This is a genomic window from Paraburkholderia humisilvae (genome assembly GCF_902859855.1).
Taxonomy (GTDB): domain Bacteria; phylum Pseudomonadota; class Gammaproteobacteria; order Burkholderiales; family Burkholderiaceae; genus Paraburkholderia; species Paraburkholderia humisilvae.
The window spans coordinates 266,438-279,303 of sequence record NZ_CADIKH010000001.1 but is presented as its reverse complement, the minus strand read 5'-3'; the positions used below and the strand labels follow the sequence as shown (position 1 = coordinate 279,303).

Genomic DNA, 12,866 nt, shown 5'->3' with positions numbered 1-12,866 from the left:
CGGCTCAATTACGGTTATTCGAAAAACAAACTATAGTTTGGATAACTAACAAAATGACTTGTGAAAAATCAGAGTGGCGGACCTTGCTCCTGCAACAGGATCGATGAGACGCCGGATGCGTGCCGGCAGATCAGGTTCGCGAACTTTCGGCGCAACGCATCGCGCGCGGCGAGAGTTCGTTGCTGAAATATAGATGATTTTGAAGCACAAAAAGAAGTGCTGTTTTTTGATAACGCGTCAAACTGAAGATGGTCGGAGTGTTGAGAGCGAATTCGAATTACGCTGGGGGACCGAGCGAGCGGTCACCCCGACCATAAGTCAAGACTGCGCAATGTCAATGCTTGCCCGTGCTGCCAAACCCGCCTGCGCCACGCTCGCTAGTAATGAACTCATCGACAATATTGAACTGCGCCTGCGCGACCGGCACGATCACCAGTTGCGCGAGCCGCTCCATCGGATTCAACGTGAACGCGGTTTGCCCGCGGTTCCAGGTTGAGATCATCAACTGTCCCTGGTAGTCCGAGTCGATCAACCCGACCAGATTGCCGAGCACGATGCCGTGCTTATGCCCGAGGCCCGAACGCGGCAGAATCAGTGCCGCATAGCCGGCGTCGCCGACGTGCACGGCGAGCCCGGTGGGCACAAGTGCCGTGTCCCCCGGCCGCAGCGTTAGCGGTTCATCGAGGCAAGCGCGCAAATCGAGTCCCGCGCTACCCGGCGTCGCGTAAGCCGGCAAAAAGTCGCGCATACGCGCATCGAGAATCTTCAGGTCCAGTTTCATGCAGTTCAGGTTTTGAGTTGGGATGGGGTGAAGAATGCCAATGCTCAACGACCAAGTTCGAACGCGTCGGCAAGCAGCTCGTACGAACGCAGCCGCGCCTGATAGCTGCCGGCGACGGTGAGCACGATCAGTTCATCGGCATTGAATTGTTCTTGCAACGCATGCAGACGTTCGGTCACCGTCTGCGGCGTGCCGATGATGCTGCGCGGCTTCTCACGATCGATGATCAACTGTTCGCGCGCGCCGTACTCCTGTGCGACACCTTGCGCAATCGACGGAATCGGTGCGTTCAATCCATATGCCATTTGCACGCGGCGCAGATCAACCGCTTTTTCGAGGTCGGCGGCTTCGCGTTCGGTATCCGCGCAAATCGCGAATACGGCCGCGGCCAGATAAGGTTTCGCTTCATGGCCCGCCTGAAAGCGCTCGCGATACGCTTGCGCGACGGTATGGCCGAAGTGCGCGTTGATGAAGTGCGCAAATGAAAAGCGGATACCGAGCTGCGCGGCAAGCATGCCGCCGAAGTCGCTTGAGCCGAGCATCCACAATTGCGGCCGCGTGTCGATTTGCGGCTGCAGCAGTACACCATGCGCGAGATGGTCAGAAGGCAAGCTGCCCTTCATCAGGCCGACGAGATCGGCAACCTGCTGCGGAAAAATATCGCCGCGATTGTAAGTGCCGGCCGCGACCGCCTGCGCGGTGCGCATGTCGCCGCCTGGCGCTCGCCCGACACCCAGATCGATGCGGTTCGGAAACAGCGCCTCGAGCATCAGAAACTGCTCGGCGATCTTGAACGGGCTGTAGTACGGCAGCATGATGCCGCCCGAGCCAATGCGGATCCGTTTGGTCACGCTGCCAAGGTGCGCGAGCATCACCTCGGGACACGGGTTCGACACGCCGCGCAAGCCGTGATGCTCGGCGCACCAGTAACGTGTGTAGCCGAGATCGTCCGCCAGCTGAGCGAGTTCGACCGTTGCGGCGATCGCATCGGCCACCGAATGCCCGTCGATCACGGGCGTCTGATCGAGGACGGAAAGTAGCGTCATGACAGCAGCGCTCCCAAAGAATGTTGGTACGCGACGCGGGCGGCGACCTTCAACCGATCAGGCTCGCGTCCGGCAGACGCCGCGCGATCTCGGCGATCAGCGCTAGCGCGAGTGCCGGTTTGCCGGCGCGCGGTAGCCGCGTGATGCCGGCAGCGTCGAACAGTACGATTTCATTGTCGTCGCGGCCGAAGGTTTGCGGCCCGAGGTTGCCGACCAGCAGCGGCACGTTCTTGCGCACGCGCTTCGCTTCGCCGTGCACGTCGAGGTCGCCGCTCTCGGCCGCGAAGCCGACGCAATAGGGCGGATGCGTCAGGTTGGCCACCGCGTACAGAATGTCCGGATTCTCGACGAACGTGAAGGTTGGCACCGTACGGTCAGCGGTCTTCTTGATTTTGTGCTGGCTGACGTGTTCCGCGCGCCAGTCCGCAACCGCGGCCACGCCGATAAAGATGTCGTAGTCGGGCACCGCGCGCATCACGGCTTCGTACATCTGCTGCGCGGTCTGCACGTCTTCGCGATGCACGCCCCACGGCGTTTCGAGCGCGACCGGACCGGCGACCAGATGCACGTCCGCGCCAGCCTGCTGGGCGGCGCGCGCGAGCGCGAAGCCCATCTTGCCGCTTGAGCGGTTTGTGATGCCGCGCACCGGGTCGAGCGGCTCGAAGGTTGGGCCCGCGGTCAACAGCACGCGCCGGCCCGCAAGGATTTTCGGCCGGAAGAACGAGACGATTGCTTCGTAGGTGGCTTCAGGCTCGAGCATGCGTCCATCGCCGATTTCGCCGCACGCTTGTGCGCCGGAATCGGGTCCGAGCACCCGCACGCCGTCGCCACGTACCAGCGCGACATTGCGCTGCGTCGCCGGGTGGGTCCACATCTGGCGATTCATCGCTGGTACGACGAGCAACGGACAGTCGCGCGCCACGCATAGTGTCGACAGCAGATCATCGGCCATGCCATGCGCGAGCTTCGCGAGAAAATCGGTGGACGCGGGCGCGATGACGATCGCATCCGCTTCGCGCGACAGATCGATATGCGGCATGTTGTTTGCAATGCGCGCGTCCCACTGGCTCGTGTAGACCGGGCGGCCCGACAGTGCCTGCATGGTGACCGGCGTGATGAACTGCGTGGCCGCGTCGGTCATCGCAATCTGCACGGTCGCGCCGGCTTTGACCAGCAGGCGCGTGAGCTCGGCAATCTTGTAGCAGGCGATGCCGCCCGTCATGCCGAGCAACAGGTGCTTACCGGCGAGTTCTCCGCAGGCTGCGGCATCGATAGCGCCGTTTGCGGACGCTTTCACGGGAGCGACACCGGCGTCTGGCCCGGCTGGTACGGCGCTCGACGCGTCGCGCGGGTCACGTGTGTCCTGTGGGTCATTCGTCAGCTTGTTTGTCACCTGAAGTCTCCGACTGAAACATGACGTCCGTGCGCTGCCGATCCGACACAATGCGCAAGCCGATGCATGACGTCAGCGCGCGCCGCAGCCCTTGTTCAAACGTCCGGCTCGAACGACGCCGCCACTCGAGCGCGCCGCGTCATCGCGCGCCGCGCACGCGCCGCAATTCGTCGATCACGAGCAGTACCGCGCCGATCGTGATCGCGCTGTCGGCGAGGTTGAACGCGGGCCAATGCCAGCCGCCGACGTGGAAATCGAGAAAGTCGATCACATGGCCGTACATCAGCCGGTCTATCACGTTACCGAGCGCGCCGCCCAGAATCAGCGCGAGTGCCGTGCAAAACATCTTCTGTGTGCCGTGGCGCTTGAGCAGATAGCAGATCACGAGCGCCGCGACAATGCCGAGCAACGTGAACGCCCAGCGTTGCCAGCCGCCCGCCATCGCGAGAAAGCTGAACGCCGCGCCCCGGTTGTATACCAGCACGAGATTGAAGAACGGCGTGATCACGTGTGATTCACCGTACGCGAACACTTTCGCGATCGCAATCTTCGTCAACTGGTCGGCCAGGATTACGATCAGCGCGACGCCGAGCCACGGCGCGAGCGATCCGCCGGCGGATTTCGACAGGCTTCTGGACATTATGCCGCGCTCCTCGCTTCGCCGTTGCCGAACAGATTGCTGACGCAGCGGCCGCACAGCGTCGGATGCTCGGTGTTCTGGCCGACGTCGGCGCGATAGTGCCAGCAACGCTCGCATTTCAGATACTTCGACGCAATCACCTCGACGCCTTCTTCCGCTTCGCTGTTCACCCTGACGACGTTTGCCGCCGACGTGATCAGCACGAATTTCAGGTCGTCGTTGAGGCTGGCGAGCGCATCGTAGCGCGCGCCGCTCGCGCGCAGCTCGACTTCGGCCTGCAGCGACGAGCCGATCAGGTTCGCCACCCGCGCTTCTTCGAGCGCCTTCGTCACGTCGCCGCGGACCGCGCGCAGCAGCGTCCACTTGTCGAGCAACGCGGCGCTGTCCGGCACCTCGGGGTACGCGTGATACGTCTCGGTGAAGATCGTGCCGCTTTGCGGCTGGAACACCTTCCACGCTTCCTCGGCGGTGAAGGACAGGAACGGCGCCATCATGCGCAGCAGGCCGTGCGCGATGTGATACAGCGCGGTTTGCGCGGAACGGCGCGCGGCGGAGTCCGGCGCGGTCGTGTACAGGCGGTCCTTCAGCACGTCGAGGTAGAAGCCGCCGAGGTCTTCCGAGCAGAACGTCTGCAGCTTCGCGACGACCGGGTGGAACTCGTACCGGTCGTAGTGCGCGAGGATGTCGGCTTGCAGGTTCGCCGTCAGCGCGACCGCATAGCGGTCGATCTCGAGCCATTCGCCCACGGGCTGCGCATGTTGCGCGAAATCGAAATCCGACAGATTGGCGAGCAGGAAGCGCAGCGTGTTGCGGATGCGCCGATAGCTTTCGGTCACGCGCTTCAGGATTTCCTCGGAGATGGCGAGCTCGCCGGAGTAGTCGGTCGATGCGATCCACAGCCGGATGATTTCCGCGCCAAGGCGATTGGCGACCTCGTGCGGATCGATGCCGTTGCCAAGCGACTTGCTCATCTTGCGGCCTTCGCCGTCGACCGTGAAGCCGTGTGTGAGCAGGGCGTTGTACGGCGGCCGGCCATCGAGCATCGACGCGGTCAGCAGCGACGAGTGGAACCAGCCGCGATGCTGGTCCGAGCCTTCAAGGTACAGGTCGGCGGGGAACTGCAGCTGGTCCTTGTGCGAGCCGCGCAGCACGTGCCAGTGCGTGGTGCCCGAATCGAACCAGACGTCGAGCGTGTCGCGGTTTTTTTCGTACAGGTTCGCCTCGTCGCCGATCAGTTCGCGCGGATCGAGCGTTTGCCACGCCTCGATGCCCGACACCTCGACGCGCTTCGCGACTTCTTCGAGCAATTCGAGCGTGCGTGGATGCAATTCGCCGGTTTCCTTGTGCACGAAGAACGCCATCGGCACGCCCCACTGGCGCTGGCGCGACAGCGTCCAGTCCGGGCGATTCGCGATCATCGCGAACAGGCGCTGCTTGCCCCACGACGGATAGAACGCGGTGGCTTCGATGCCTGCGAGCGCGGTTTCGCGCAATGTCGCGCCGCCGTCGCGCGGCTTCACGTCCATGCCGGCGAACCATTGCGACGTCGCGCGGTAGATGATCGGCGTCTTGTGGCGCCAGCAGTGCATGTAGCTGTGCTGGAATTTTTCGCTGCGCAGCAGCGTGCCAGCCGCGCGCAACGCGTCGACGATCTTTGGGTTCGCGACCCAGATCGACAGTCCGCCGAACAGCGCGAGCGATTCGATAAAGCGGCCGTCGCCCATCACCGGGTTGATGATGTCGGAATCGGCCATGCCGTGCGCCTTGCACGCCATGAAGTCTTCGACACCGTAGGCCGGCGACGTGTGGACGATGCCGGTGCCGGTATCGGTGGTCACGTAGTCGCCGAGATAAACCGGCGACGTGCGCTTGTACCCGGGGTGCGCGGACGCGAGCGGATGATAGAAGCGCAGGTTCACCAGCTTCGTGCCCGGCGTGGTGGCGAGCACCCGGCCTTGCAACTCGAAGTCCTTCATGCACGCTTGCACGCGCTCTTCAGCAAGGATCAGCAGGCCGCGCTGCGTATCGACGAGCGCGTAGACCACGTCCGGATGCACGGTGAGCGCCTGGTTCGCGGGGATCGTCCACGGCGTGGTGGTCCAGATCACGATGCCGCCTTCGGCACGCGGCAGCGCGGGCAGACCGAATGCCTGCGCGGTCTTTTCGGGTTCCGCGAAGGTGAACATCACGTCGATCGTCGGGTCGGTCTTGTCCTTGTACTCGACCTCCGCTTCGGCGAGCGCCGAGCCGCAGTCGAAGCACCAGTTCACCGGCTTGAGCCCGCGAAACACGTAGCCCTTTTCGATGATCTTCGCGAGCGCGCGGATTTCGCCGGCTTCGTTCGCGAAGTTCATCGTTTTGTACGGGTTGTCCCAGTCGCCGAGGACGCCGAGGCGCCGGAAGCCCGCCTTCTGCTTTTCGATCTGCTCGGTCGCGTAGGCGCGCGCCTTCTGCATCACTTCGGCGGCCGGCAGCGACTTGCCAAACTGCTTTTCGATCTGGATTTCGATCGGCATGCCGTGGCAATCCCAGCCCGGCACATAGACCGCGTCAAAGCCCGCCATATTGCGCGCCTTGACGATCATGTCCTTCAGAATCTTGTTCACCGCGTGGCCGAGGTGGATGTCGCCGTTCGCGTATGGCGGGCCGTCATGCAGGATGAACTTCGTGCGGCCTTTGGAGGCCGCGCGGATCTTTTCGTAGACCTTGCGTTCCTGCCAGTCTTTGACCCATTGCGGCTCGCGTTTCGGCAGGTCGCCGCGCATCGGGAACGGTGTATCCAGCAGATTGACCGGATACTTGGCTTGCGGTTTCGAATCGGCTTTCTTGTTGCTCATGGTGACGTGGCGGTGAATACGGTGTTGGCGCCGGTGGTGCGATGGTCGGCGCGGGTTTGCGAGACGAGTGCGACGCGGCGCGGTTTGCGTGCGTTGGGTGCGCCCTCGATGTCTGTTATTGCGGCGTGTTGCGCGTCGCGCTCGGCGGCGCGTGGCGACGCGGGCGGCCCGGCGATGCGCGCGGCGCCCCGCGCACGCACCGCGGCCGTTATCTAATTCGGTCGGTGGCCGACGTCGAGAAGCCTGTCGACCGGCTGCCCGGTGCGCCCGGCGCAGCGGCGCCCGGCGCGCCGAGTGCCGCGAACCACGCGCGCGCGCCCGCTACGTCGCGCGCAATGGCGGCGCTGAGGGTTTCGAGGTCGACGAACTTTTCCTCGTCACGCAGCTTCTTCAGAAACTCGACGCGCACGAGTTTGCCATACGCGTCGCCATGCCAGTCCAGCAAATGCACTTCGAGCAGCACGCGGCCCGAGTCGTCGACCGTCGGGCGCAACCCGAGACTGGCGACGCCCGGCAGCGGTTCGGACCCGATGCCGTGTACGCGCACGACGAAAATGCCCGACAGAGCTGGCCGCTTGTGCGCGATGGGCAGATTCAGCGTCGGAAAGCCGAGGTCGCGCCCGAGTTTCAGTCCGTGCACGACGTGTCCGCTGATCAGATAGTCGCGGCCGAGCGCCGCGCGCGCCGCATCGAGGTCGCCCGCGACGAGCGCCGCGCGCACGCCGGAACTCGAGATGCGCGCGCCGGATGGATCGGCGACGGTCTGCATCTGCTCGACTTCGAAGCCGAAGCGCTCGCCGGCCGCTTTCAGCGAGGCGAAGTCGCCGGCACGCTTCGCGCCATAGCGGAAATCGTCGCCGATCATCACCCAGCGCGCGTGCAGCCCGTTGACGATGATCCGTTCGACGAAGGCATCCGGCGACTGGCTTGCGAACCGTTGGTTGAAGTGCTCGACCACCACGCGGTCGACGCCGTTCATGCGCAGCGCTTCCAGCTTGTCGCGCAGCATCGCGATACGCGGCGGCGCGCCGGCCGGGTTGAAGAATTCGCGCGGGTGCGGCTCGAAGGTCATCACGCAGACGGGCAGGCCGCGCGCATCGGCGGCCGCGCGCACGTGCGCGAGCAATGCCTGATGGCCGCGGTGGACACCGTCGAAGTTGCCGATGGTGAGCGCGCAGGGCGCGCGACTTTCGGCATTGGGAAGACCCCGAAAAACTCTCACGATAGCGGGCGCTGGTTGGTACGGTCGGTGACGTGATGAATGAAGCGGGACAGATCCCCGCAAAACAAACGATTATAAACGCACGAGGCCGCGCACGGCGGCGCGACGCGGTTCGCGCGGTGCCAGATGATAAAATCCGTGGATGAAAAAACTCGTCATACTGATTTCCGGACGGGGCAGCAACATGCAGGCCATTGTGAATGCCTGCGCGCGCGAGCGCTGGCGGGCGCAAATCGCCGCCGTGATTGCCAACCGCCCCGACGCCGCCGGGCTGCAGTACGCGGCATCGCAGCACATTCCCACCGCGGTGGTCGACCACCGCCAGTTTCCCGACCGCGCGTCGTTCGACGCCGCGCTCGCCAATATGATCGATGGCTACGCGCCCGACCTGCTGGTGCTCGCAGGCTTCATGCGCGTGCTGACCGATGGGTTCGTCGAACGTTACGCCGGGCGGATGCTGAACGTTCATCCGTCGCTGCTGCCCAGCTTTCCAGGCATGAAGACGCATCAACAGGCGCTTGACGCCGGCGTGCGCGTGCACGGCGCGTCGGTGCATTTCGTCAGGCCGCGGCTCGATCACGGGCCGATTGTCGCGCAGTCCGTGGTGCCGGTGCGCGCCGGCGACGACGCGGCGGCGCTCGCCGCGCGCGTGCTCGCCACCGAACACGTTATTTACCCGCGCGCGGTGCGCTGGTTCGTCGAAGGGCGGCTTGCGCTCGACGGCGAGCGCGTCATGTTGACGCCGCCCGAGCCGCAGGGATTTTTCTTCGACGATACCCGCCGCGCAAGAGAAGCGGCTGACGACACCACCCCGGAGGGTGCATGAGGTTGCACGGTTTTCTGATTGGCCAGACTGAGACGCTGCTCGCAGAAGTACTGAAGTTCGAGGGGCCGGCGGACTCGGCGACGAGCCGCTTTTTCCGTGCCCATCCGAAGCTCGGCCATGGCGAGCGGGGGGTGATCGCCGAAGCGGTGTTCGCGGTGCTGCGCCGGCGCATGGAATTCGCGCATCTGGCCGAAAGCGGCAGCGGCAGCCCGGTGCGCCGTCTGGCGCTGCTCGGCCTGATGCAGACCGCGGGCCGCGCCGCGGTGAACCCGTTCGTGACCGAAGCGGAACGGGAATGGCTCGAGCGGATTGCGAAGATCGATCCCGGCAGCCTGCCGCAGCGCATTCAGATGAATCTGCCGGACTGGATCTACGAGGCACTGGCGAAGCGTTTCGAACCGCAGGAACTCGTGCAGCTCGCGGCCGCGCTGAACTATCCGGCGCCGCTCGATTTGCGGGCGAATCCGATGAAGGCGAGTCGTGACGAGGTGTTGCAGGCACTGACGAATGCGGGCATCGACGCCGGCGCGATGCCGTTCGCGCCGTTCGGTGTACGGGTGGCCGGCAAGCCGCCGCTCACGAAGCTCGACGCGTTCCAGAACGGCTGGATCGAGGTGCAGGACGAGGGCAGCCAGCTGTTGTGCACGCTCGTCGCGCCGCGGCGCGGCGAGATGATCGTCGATTTCTGCGCGGGGGCGGGCGGCAAGACCCTGGCGCTTGGCGCGATGATGCGTTCGACCGGACGTCTGTATGCGTTCGACGTCTCCGAGCGGCGTCTCGCGAAGCTCAAGCCGCGCCTCGCGAGGAGCGGCCTGTCGAACGTGAACCCCGTGCTGATCGACAGCGAACACGACGCGAAGATCAAGCGTCTCGCGGGCAAGATCGAGCGCGTGCTGGTCGACGCGCCGTGCAGCGGTCTCGGCACGCTGCGACGCAATCCGGACCTGAAGTGGCGGCAGTCGCCCGAATCGATCGGCGAACTCACTCCGAAGCAGACGGCTATTCTCGCGAGCGCGGCGCGCCTCGTGAAGAAGGGTGGCCGGCTCATCTACGCGACCTGCAGCATTCTCGAAGCGGAAAACGAGGCGGTGGTCGCGCAGTTTCTCGCCGATCATCCGGATTTCACGCTGGTTCCGGCGCGCGACGTGCTCGCGGAACAGCGCATCGAGCTGGACACGGGTGACTACCTGTCGCTGTGGCCGCACCGGCACGCGACCGATGGCTTTTTCGCGGCCGTGCTGGAACGCCGCGACTGACGCAGCGATAACGCGGAACGGCACGCGCCACGACCATGCAGAATGCTCCGTTCATCGAGCCGCTTTCCAATCTGCTGCGCGATCTCGGGCAGCGCGCCGCGCTGTGGCAGGTCGCGGTGCTGGTCGGTGCGCTCGCGCTTGCCTGGCTGGCCGCGCGGCTGCTGCGCCGCGCGCTCGACGCGCGGCGGGTGAGCGCGCATGAGGCGCTGCGGTTCGGCGCCGAGGCGTTGAACCGCGCGTTCTTCCCGTTAATCGGCGCGCTCTTCGTGTGGATCGCGCGTGCCATCGCCGGGCGCTTCATCCATACGGCGCTGCTTGACCTCGCGCTGGTGCCGCTGGTCGGCATCGGAATGATCTTTATCGTGTTCTTCTTCGCGCGGCGCGTGTTCGGCCGCGACGGGCAGACCCATACCTGGCTGGCGCTGGTCGAACGGGTCGTGTCGCTCGTCGTGTGGGCCGGCATGGTGCTGACGGTGCTTGGCATCCAGGACAGCGTGCTCGACTGGATGGCGGGCGTGAACTTCCGGATCGCGAATACGCACGTCACCTTGGCGTCGCTGCTGTCGGGCCTGCTGTGGGTGTGCGTGACGATGGTGGTCGCGATGTGGCTCGGCGCTTCGTTCGAAGAGCGTGTGATGCGCGCAACCACGCTCGATGCGAACCTGAAGGTTGTGCTCGCGCGGGTCGGCCGCGCGCTTTTCGTGCTGGCGGCACTGCTGATCAGCCTGTCGCTGGTCGGCATCGACCTCACCGTGCTCGGCGTGTTCGGCGGTGCGCTTGGCGTGGGGCTCGGCTTCGGCCTGCAGAAGATCGCAAGCAACTACGTGTCCGGCTTCATCATCCTGCTTGACCGCTCGCTGCGCATCGGCGACACGATCAATGTCGGCGGGCTGCAAGGGCGGGTTACGCAGATTCGCACGCGTTATACCGTCGTGCGCGGCCTCGACGGCATCGAAACACTGATTCCGAACGAGCGGCTGATCACCGATGTCGTGCAGAACCAGTCGTCGTTTCTGACGCGTGGCCTGGTGAGAGCGGCCGTGACGGTCGCCTACGCGACGGACGTCGAGCAGGCCATGGCGCTGCTCGCGCAGGCCGCGACCGGCGTCGACCGCGTTCTGCACGACCCGGCGCCGACGCCCCTGCTGATCGGTTTCGGGCCGGACGGCATCAATTTCGAGCTGGTCTATTGGGTCGCGGATGCGGCGAGCGGCACCGGGAGCGTGCGCTCCTCGGTCAATCGCAATGTCTGGCGGCTTTTTGCCGCACACGGCATTGCGATTCCCTATGCGCAACGGGAAATTCGCATGGTCGGCGCAGGCACTGCGGATGCTCCATCGTTGATGACCGCACCGCCAGCCAACCAGCCCGGCGACGCCGCGTGATACGCTCCGATGCGAAGCGCGACACGGCCTCGAGCGCGGCCGCAGCCTGGCGCGGTTTGATGCGCCACAACAAATTTCTTATTTTTTACAACGACTTGGAACCGTTCAAGTAGAATATCGTCCAATTCGATCGCATGCTTTCACTTTCATGACGCGCGCCGTTGTATGCTTGCGCGGGTGTCGTCCGTTTCAGGTAAATAGCCTTGTCCAACTCGCTGCTCGACTTTCTCGCCCATGGGTTGCTTCACCTCTCATGGTGGCAACTGGTCCTCTATACGCTCGCGGTCACGCACGTCACGATCGTCGGCGTAACCGTTTATCTGCATCGTTGCCAGGCGCATCGCGCGCTGGATCTGCATCCCGTGGTCAGTCATTTTTTCCGTTTCTGGCTATGGATGACGACCGGCATGCTGACTGGCCAATGGGCGGCAATTCACCGCAAGCACCACGCGAAGTGCGAGACGGAGGAAGACCCGCATAGCCCGCAAACGCGCGGCATCTGGAAGGTGTTGCTCGAAGGCGCCGAACTGTATCGTACCGAAGCGAAGAACGAGGAAACGATGCGCAAGTTCAGTCACGGTACGCCGAACGACTGGATCGAGCGCCACGTCTACACGAAGTATCCGATTCTCGGCGTGAGCCTGATGATGGTGATCAACGTCGCGTTGTTCGGCGCTGTCGGTCTGACCGTGTGGGCCGTGCAGATGATCTGGATTCCGTTCTGGGCGGCGGGTGTCGTCAACGGCCTCGCGCACTTCTGGGGCTATCGCAACTTCAACTCCGCGGACGCCAGCACGAATATCTTTCCGTGGGGCATCCTGATTGGCGGCGAAGAGTTGCACAACAATCACCATACGTACGCAACGTCGGCGAAGCTGTCGAACAAATGGTTCGAGTTCGATATCGGCTGGATGTACATCCGCATCCTGTCGGCGTGCCGGCTCGCGACGGTGAAGAAGGTCGCGCCGACGCCGCGTTTGGGCTCCCGCAAGCTCGTGCTCGATCAGGACACACTGCAGGCGGTACTTGCGAACCGTTATGAAGTGATGGCGAGTTACGGGAAGGCGCTCAAGCGCGCATATCGCCAGGAGCTCGCTCATCTGAAAGAAGTGGGCGCGCGCGAGAAGTATCAGCTGATGCGCAGCGCGCGCAACTGGTTCCACAAGGAAGAGGCGGGGCTCGATGAGCCGCAGAAGCGCCAGTTGCCGCAAATCTTCGCGAACAGCCAGAAGCTGCGTACCTATATCGAGCTGCGCAACGAGCTGGCGGCGATGTGGGAGCGCTCGAATGCCTCGCGCGAGCAGTTGCTTGCACAATTGCAGGCGTGGTGCCATCGCGCAGAACAGAGCGGCATCAAGGCGCTGCAGGAGTTCGCGCTGCGCCTGCGGCGCTACGCCTGACACGACGAAATCCATTAAACTTCGGTTTACGTCAAAAACCCCGCGTTGGCGGGGTTTTTCGCATTCTGGGCCTTCGAATA

Annotated in this window: 10 protein-coding genes; 4 read left to right on the top strand and 6 right to left on the bottom strand. The window is 64.1% G+C overall.

Translation table 11 applies throughout. The features are described from left to right. Positions 1–334: 334 nt before the first annotated feature. The 6 genes from dut to HV796_RS01165 all read right to left on the bottom strand — a co-directional run bounded on the left by dut (position 335) and on the right by HV796_RS01165 (position 7,919). A complete protein-coding gene (gene dut, locus HV796_RS01190; RefSeq protein ID WP_175224327.1) occupies positions 335–781 on the bottom strand; it encodes a dUTP diphosphatase in 447 nt (148 codons plus the stop codon). Between the two features lie 44 nt (positions 782–825). Beyond that, entirely contained in the window at positions 826–1,827 is a 1,002-nt protein-coding gene (locus HV796_RS01185) for an LLM class flavin-dependent oxidoreductase (RefSeq protein ID WP_175224325.1), read from the bottom strand. Between the two features lie 49 nt (positions 1,828–1,876). Then, entirely contained in the window at positions 1,877–3,100 is a 1,224-nt protein-coding gene (gene coaBC, locus HV796_RS01180) for a bifunctional phosphopantothenoylcysteine decarboxylase/phosphopantothenate--cysteine ligase CoaBC (RefSeq protein ID WP_281369755.1), read from the bottom strand. A gap of 259 nt (positions 3,101–3,359) precedes the next feature. After that, complete coding sequence (gene lspA, locus HV796_RS01175) at positions 3,360–3,860, bottom strand: signal peptidase II (protein WP_175224323.1); 501 nt, start codon at positions 3,858–3,860, stop codon at positions 3,360–3,362. After that, positions 3,860–6,697 carry an isoleucine--tRNA ligase gene (gene ileS, locus HV796_RS01170; RefSeq protein WP_175224321.1) on the bottom strand — a complete coding sequence of 946 codons (2,838 nt, stop codon included), beginning with the start codon at positions 6,695–6,697 and terminating at the stop codon, positions 3,860–3,862. Before ileS ends, lspA begins: the two co-directional genes overlap by 1 nt. Before the next feature lie 208 nt (positions 6,698–6,905). Beyond that, on the bottom strand, positions 6,906–7,919 hold the full coding sequence (locus HV796_RS01165) for a bifunctional riboflavin kinase/FAD synthetase (RefSeq protein ID WP_175224319.1): 1,014 nt from the start codon (positions 7,917–7,919) through the stop codon (positions 6,906–6,908). A 142-nt stretch (positions 7,920–8,061) separates the two neighbouring features. Between HV796_RS01165 and purN the strand changes: the two genes are divergently transcribed. The 4 genes from purN (at position 8,062) to HV796_RS01145 (ending at position 12,786) form a co-directional block, all read left to right on the top strand. Further along, complete coding sequence (purN, locus tag HV796_RS01160; protein ID WP_175224317.1) at positions 8,062–8,745, top strand: phosphoribosylglycinamide formyltransferase; 684 nt, start codon at positions 8,062–8,064, stop codon at positions 8,743–8,745. Continuing rightward, on the top strand, positions 8,742–10,001 hold the full coding sequence (locus HV796_RS01155; RefSeq protein WP_175224316.1) for an RsmB/NOP family class I SAM-dependent RNA methyltransferase: 1,260 nt from the start codon (positions 8,742–8,744) through the stop codon (positions 9,999–10,001). Before purN ends, HV796_RS01155 begins: the two co-directional genes overlap by 4 nt. A 35-nt stretch (positions 10,002–10,036) precedes the next feature. Continuing rightward, complete coding sequence (locus HV796_RS01150; protein ID WP_175224314.1) at positions 10,037–11,386, top strand: mechanosensitive ion channel family protein; 1,350 nt, start codon at positions 10,037–10,039, stop codon at positions 11,384–11,386. Between the two features lie 203 nt (positions 11,387–11,589). Next, positions 11,590–12,786: a DesA family fatty acid desaturase gene (locus HV796_RS01145; RefSeq protein WP_175224312.1), complete on the top strand. Its 1,197-nt coding sequence runs from the start codon at positions 11,590–11,592 to the stop codon at positions 12,784–12,786. Positions 12,787–12,866 lie beyond the last annotated feature (80 nt).

Bases quoted from the DNA above. Each gene is read 5' to 3' on its own strand.
- dut (WP_175224327.1), bottom strand. From the start codon at position 781: ATGAAACTGGACCTGAAGATTCTCGATGCGCGTATGCGCGACTTTTTG.
- HV796_RS01185 (WP_175224325.1), bottom strand. From the start codon at position 1,827: ATGACGCTACTTTCCGTCCTCGATCAGACGCCCGTGATCGACGGGCAT.
- lspA (WP_175224323.1), bottom strand. From the start codon at position 3,860: ATGTCCAGAAGCCTGTCGAAATCCGCCGGCGGATCGCTCGCGCCGTGG.
- ileS (WP_175224321.1), bottom strand. From the start codon at position 6,697: ATGAGCAACAAGAAAGCCGATTCGAAACCGCAAGCCAAGTATCCGGTC.
- purN (WP_175224317.1), top strand. From the start codon at position 8,062: ATGAAAAAACTCGTCATACTGATTTCCGGACGGGGCAGCAACATGCAG.
- HV796_RS01155 (WP_175224316.1), top strand. From the start codon at position 8,742: ATGAGGTTGCACGGTTTTCTGATTGGCCAGACTGAGACGCTGCTCGCA.
- HV796_RS01150 (WP_175224314.1), top strand. From the start codon at position 10,037: ATGCAGAATGCTCCGTTCATCGAGCCGCTTTCCAATCTGCTGCGCGAT.